Annotated in this window: 5 protein-coding genes; 1 reads left to right on the plus strand and 4 read right to left on the minus strand. The window is 39.2% G+C overall.

Annotated elements, in window-relative coordinates:
* The 3 genes from L656_RS0100255 to L656_RS0100265 all read right to left on the minus strand — a co-directional run.
* Positions 1 to 356, minus strand: a 356-nt coding sequence (locus L656_RS0100255; protein ID WP_029750543.1) for an amidase family protein, incomplete at its 3' end; no start/stop codon positions are given.
* A 337-nt stretch (positions 357 to 693) separates the two neighbouring features.
* Positions 694 to 1,176, minus strand: coding sequence for a putative 4-hydroxy-4-methyl-2-oxoglutarate aldolase (locus tag L656_RS0100260; protein ID WP_024597734.1), 483 nt, complete (start codon positions 1,174 to 1,176; stop codon positions 694 to 696).
* A gap of 3 nt (positions 1,177 to 1,179) precedes the next feature.
* Positions 1,180 to 1,833 (minus strand): TetR/AcrR family transcriptional regulator, encoded by a 654-nt coding sequence (locus L656_RS0100265; RefSeq protein ID WP_024597735.1) that lies wholly within the window; start codon positions 1,831 to 1,833, stop codon positions 1,180 to 1,182.
* 448 nt (positions 1,834 to 2,281) lie between these two features.
* Here L656_RS0100265 and yddG point away from each other — a divergent pair, with 448 nt between their 5' ends.
* Positions 2,282 to 3,202: an aromatic amino acid DMT transporter YddG gene (gene yddG, locus L656_RS0100270; protein WP_024597736.1), complete on the plus strand. Its 921-nt coding sequence runs from the start codon at positions 2,282 to 2,284 to the stop codon at positions 3,200 to 3,202.
* A 62-nt stretch (positions 3,203 to 3,264) separates the two neighbouring features.
* Here yddG and L656_RS0100275 read toward each other — a convergent pair whose 3' ends face one another.
* The gene (locus L656_RS0100275; RefSeq protein ID WP_024597737.1) at positions 3,265 to 4,815 is read right to left on the minus strand and encodes a PepSY-associated TM helix domain-containing protein; all 1,551 of its coding nucleotides are present in this window, start codon (positions 4,813 to 4,815) and stop codon (positions 3,265 to 3,267) included.
* Positions 4,816 to 5,196: the final 381 nt, after the last annotated feature.

A 5,196-nucleotide genomic window follows, 5' to 3' on the forward strand; every position in this document is an offset into this window, starting at 1 on the left:
GCTGCCGAACCCATACTCGAACCACCGCAAGCATGCTTTTTTAATTTAGGATTTTGCGCAGCGCCATAATGTATATTATTACCCTCTAAGCTGTAAGCAAGCTCATCGGTATGGGTAAAGCCTGTAAAGCTACAACCCTCGTCCATTAACATATTTACGGCACTTGCTGTTTGCTGGGCCGGTTTTGCTGCTTTAAACCAGCTAGGGTTACCTGCGCTGTTGCGCTCGCCTTTGATTGCAAATACATCTTTAATTGCAAGACGCTTATTAATAAGCGTGCCTTGGTAATGTGTTTGCCATGCCTTAGGACCATGGTCACAAAAAATACCGGTCGTATTATTATTTTTGGTACTCATATCACCACTCGTTATAAAAAATCTGACCAAGCAGTTCAGATTTAGAGTGATTAAAAAGACGGATTAATTTTTATTATTTTTCAGCTCACTGCGTAACATCTTGTTTTTATTTTACAGAGCCTGATCCGCTTTTTAATCGGTTAGCTTATTATATTGTTTAAAACCCAAGCAAGAGGAATGCCATAAATTAAAATCCTGTCCAATTGGTCAGGGTTTGGCGAGTTGTATGAGGTTAGTAAATATGGGCTGTAAAAATAGTGGTATTAAAATGAGCTAAAACAAACCAATTTGGTGCGCAGGTGCACCAAATTGGTCTTTATTTATATGGTTGTGAGCGCTAAATAAGGGACGTTTTACTGATGATTAAACCGTTAATATCGGCGTAAACCCAATCGTTAGGTTCAATAGTAGTGCTAAGCATGGTAATAGTTCGGTTTTTGTCGCCAAAGCCGCGCTTTAAGGTACTACGCGGTGTAGAGCCTAGCGCCATAACCGGTAAGTCCATAGTGGCGAGTATTTCTATATCTCGGCAACAGCCATTTATTATTACCCCTTCCCAGCCATTATTTAGGGCACGCTCAGCCATAATATCGCCAATAAACGCAAAGCGTTTGCTCGCAAACCCGTTTATAACTAATACTTTACCTTCACCATTTTCATGCAATATATCGGCAGCAAATGAGTTGTCTTCTGGGCAGGTAACGGTAACGACTTGACCGTAAAACGTGGTTTTTTTACCAAAGTGATAAAGGCCACTGTCGGCTACTTGTACGCTATCGCGATGATCGTCAAATAAATCGGGTGTAGTAAAGGGTGTCATGGGTTAAGTCTCACTTTGCTCAGGTATTTTAAGACCAATACCTTTTAAAATTATGTGGGCAATTGATTGCGTAATTTGTGCCACATCGGTTTTGTCGTACTCTAATTTGTTCATTACGAGTAAAACCTCAGCCTGAAAGTCGGCGTAATACTGCGTGGTAGACCAAATAGTAAAGAGCAAATGGTAGGGGTCAACCTTATCCATTTTATCTGCGTCCATCCACGCTTGAAGTACATCAACTTTTTGCTTAACCCAAGGGCGGGTATTGGTTCTAAAGTAGTTTTGTAAATAAGGGGCACCGCGCAGTATTTCGCTGGCAAATAAGCGAGATTGCATTGGCTGATTTACGGCGAGTATTACTTTACTTTTAATATAGTTATAAAGCACGGTAGCTGGATCGTCGTTAATTGTGACGTTATCTAGCCCTAAGTTCCAATTAGCTATTATGCGGTCGATCACAGACTCGTACAGACCATCCTTACTTTTAAAGTAATACAAAATATTAGCTTTTGGCACCTGCGCTTCTTTAGCAACCATGCTCATACTTGCTCCGTCGTAACCTAATTGCGAAAACAATTGCTCGGCGGCATCTAAAATTAGTTTTTGGTTTTTTTCGCGTGTTACTTCTTTTTTATTTGGTTTTATTTGTGTGGTCATTGTTGAGTTTGCGTGTTTAACGTATTGATTGATTGTAGCTTTACTGACCAAAAGGTCAATTACTAAAAAGTGTGAATGAAAAAAACAGGGGAAGAGGTTTAAGCTATAAACTTTAGGGTCTGTTGATCTTTGCGGATTAAAATTTGTTCAAACTATGGGCTATTTAATCGCGGCGCGAGATTTGTAACCTAGTGGGCTAAGTAAAAACCGAGCAACAAAGAGTAAGTAGTCCCTAGGAAGAACCCTTTGGGCAGCGCCTGTTTGGCATTAATGCTACGTTATCGCCCATTTATGGGGAATAACCACACTATATAGGCTCTGCCTTGCCTAAATACCAAACAGACTGCTGCAAATTTAACCTTGAAAGATCAACAGACCCTAATTGTTTAATTAAATAATTACTGTTAGTTTAGTTTCAAATTTACGAGTAGTACTTTTGGATTGGCAAATGGAGTTTTTAAGCAAAAATAAATACACGCTTTATGGAGTTGCTGCAATATTACTGTGGAGTTGCTTAGTGGCATTACTACGGGATATTTCTGAGTTGTTTAGCCCCATTGGTGGTGCTGCGGCTATGTACTCTGTCAGTGCGATATTTTTAATTTTGGTTATGGGAGTGCCTAAGTTTAGTGGGTTTTCAAGACGCTACCTGGTAGTAGGTACTTTATTATTTGTATCGTACGAAATTTGCTTGGCGCTTTCTATTGGTATGGCAAATAGCCGCCATCAGGCAATGGAAATGGCGGTTATTAATTATTTATGGCCCACGCTTACTATATTGCTCTCTATTATTATTGGTCGCAAAAAAGTAAGTTATTGGGTGTACCCAAGCATGATTATTGCTTTTTTAGGCGTTGCTTGGTGTATTACGGGCGATCAAGAAATGTCACTCGATACGCTTGTAGCTAACTTTGCTGATAATCCTGCTACTTATTTAATGGCATTAACTGCAGCGTTTATATGGGCTATTTATTGCGTAGTTACGCAGAAGCTGAGTAATGGCAAAAATGCCATTACGTTATTCTTTACTGTTACGGCAATGAGTTTATGGGCGCAATATGCTTTTAGTAATGAAGCACCATTAACGTTTTCACTCAGCTCAAGCATAACATTGCTATTAGCAGGAGTAGTGGTAGGGAGCGGGTATGCACTGTGGAACCAAGGTATTATTGGCGGTAACTTAATGCTGCTTGGCACACTTTCGTACTTTACACCGGTGTTTTCTACTATTATTTCAGCGCTGTATTTATCTATTACGCTGAGCGCTTCGTTTTGGCAAGGAGTTGTACTGGTAACCGTGGGCTCGCTAATTTGCTACTTTGTAACGCGAGAAAAGTCTGTTACAGAGCCAGCAAAAACACTAAGCTAAATTATATTTATATGTAACTCGATTAATGAGGCGTGCTATACGCCTCATTAAGTTTGTGGCAACTATGCAGGCATAACGGCATAGCTTGCTGATTTGTATCTAACTTTTTTTGCACAATAATAAAATATTAACGCAAATACTGCAGCGCTAATATCAACAATACCGCTTTGATAATATTTAAAAAAATCATCAGCTAATAAAGCCTGTACAAGTGTTGAAACTCCCATACCAGCAGATAAAAATGCAATGCCGATTAAGCCCCAATAGCTAGCGTGGTGAGTTCCTTTAAAAAAGGTATAAGCAACAAAAACAAAAAATACCAAATAGTAACTATAAAGGTAACTGTAATTTGCGTTCTCTATATATAGGTTTGTCCATTTAGCTTGCAATAACGTGGCAACCACGGCAATTATTGAACCTACACACACACCAATTGTTAAATTTGCCATAAATCGTGTGCTTCGTTTGTTTGGATCTTTTTTAAAGCGTTTGTCTAACCACAATAAGTTACCAGAATAAAATAAGAATGCGCCAAGCAGTCCCATAATAAAATACCCCCAACGCCCCCATTCACCTCCATAAGTACCAAAGTGAAGTGAAAAGAAACTTCCTACTATATTACCCCAAATACCCTCATCTCCTTGCGGATAGCTTGAGTTAAGTACTTCTAATGTATAAGGATGTAAAAATAAGTAGTCAGTATCAGGTCCGCGAACGACAGCGCTGCTATTACTCATTTTTAATGTTGCTGTTGGACTGTTTGTGTTTAAACGATTAAACGCAATATGAATTGGCTCATAACCTGTAGCGTAGTTTTTTGCCGCTAGGATCTGTTTATCTATACTTGGTAAATTTGCAATATGATAATTATGTGCTGCTGGGGCAGGGCGTTGAAAAAAGGATTTATCGTCATAAAATGCTGATAGACCATCATAAATTAGGTCATGAAATGCAAACACAACAACAGTAAACGCTATAATTAAATGAAAAGGCAGGCTGGCGATCCCAACTAAATTATGGCTGTCGAGCCAAAAACGACTAGCACCTTTTTCTTTTCGTATTGCAAAAAACGTTTTTACAAGCGTAGGTAGTAAAATAATTACGCCAGACACCAATGCTAAAAAGTACAGCGCAGATGCTATACCGAGTATATACACCCCTGATTGGTCGTGACCAATCTCGCCTGCAAAACCTGCAGTTCGATGCAAATAATCTATTAAATCTGCAAGTTTATTCTCACTTTGTTGCTGTATAACCAGATTATTTTGCTGGTTTATATGTAGCGCCTGTAATTGGTTATTAAGTGCCATACCGCGCTCTTTTCCTTGGCTGTACCAAGAGAGCGGTGCTTGATTTGTTAGTAAATCGAGGGAAAAGCCATTGCCCATTTGCTCAGGGTACTTAACTATTGCTTGGTCAACTAATGTTTGGTAATTGTTAGTGTATGGTTTAGTCACTGGTGCACTGACGGGTTTTGCCCACTGTGCTAATTCGTGCTTAAACATGGTTAAACTACCAGCATAAAACCCTATGAAAAGGACTAAGCCTGCGATTATTCCTGTCCATGTATGCACACCTTGATAGGTGCGCAAAATATCGGCTCTAACTCTCATAGCCAAGTCCTTAAAATTATAAATAAACTATATAGCGTTATATTTAAGCCCCCAAGCGTCAGCCAGGCATTTTTTGCCGAGCTAAACAGGTATGTGAAGCTAAAAATGGTTAACCATAAAAGAGGGATTATCCACATATTAAATTGCACTTTATCAGGCGCATCTATGCCTCCCGCTCCGTACCATGCAAAAAAAGCAACGAGAATAAACGCTAGTGCGAGCCCTAAAAAACAACCAGCCAAACTTTTTCCAAGCCAAGTTGGTTTTATTTTTTGCCTTTGTGCAGATGACATTATTTAACTTCCTTGCGTTTAATTAGGCTGACGAGCGGAATTATTATTAAAGCGAGCATTATCATTAAAATGATAAAAAATACGGCTG

Source organism: Pseudoalteromonas sp. TAE56 (genome assembly GCF_000497955.1).
Classification (GTDB): domain Bacteria; phylum Pseudomonadota; class Gammaproteobacteria; order Enterobacterales; family Alteromonadaceae; genus Pseudoalteromonas.